This is a genomic window from Pseudomonas fluorescens (assembly GCF_902497745.1).
GTDB lineage: Bacteria > Pseudomonadota > Gammaproteobacteria > Pseudomonadales > Pseudomonadaceae > Aquipseudomonas > Aquipseudomonas fluorescens_BM.
Map to the genome: position 1 here is coordinate 1 of NZ_CABVHJ010000070.1, position 518 is coordinate 518.

At 54.6% G+C, this 518-nt stretch carries 1 protein-coding gene; it reads left to right on the top strand.

Annotation, left to right across the window (positions count from 1 at the left end; genetic code table 11):
* Window positions 1-165: DUF6124 family protein (locus F8N44_RS32375; RefSeq protein ID WP_412071593.1), on the top strand; the 165-nt coding region annotated here is incomplete at its 5' end.
* Window positions 166-518 lie beyond the last annotated feature (353 nt).

Sequence of the window (518 nt, forward strand, 5' to 3'; positions counted from 1 at the left end):
TCACTGGCCCAGGCCAGCCTCATGACCAGCGACATCGCCGCCTACATCGACCTGCCACAAAGGCGCACGATTCTGGCGATCCAGCAAATCATCATGCTCGCCGAACTGGCCGTAAATCGCGTGCTGGATAACCACGAAATATCCCAAACACCAACACACAGCTGAAAACCCCCTCACCCTAACCCTCTCCCGGAGGGAGAGGGGACTGACCGAGGTGTTTGGGCAAGATACGCCGACGTGCAATACCGAGTTGAACTCAAATTCTGAAACAGATCAAAAGCCCCTCACCCTAGCCCTCTCCCGGAGGGAGAGGGGACTGACCGAGGTGTTTGGATGAGCTACACCGACGTGAAATACCAAGTCGAACTCAAATTCTGAAACAGATCAAAAGCCCCTCACCCTAGCCCTCTCCCAGAGGGAGAGGAGACTGACCGAGGTGTTTGGGCAAGATACGCCGACGTGCAATACCGAGTTGAACTCAAATTCTGAAACAAATCAAAAGCCCCTCACCCTAGCCC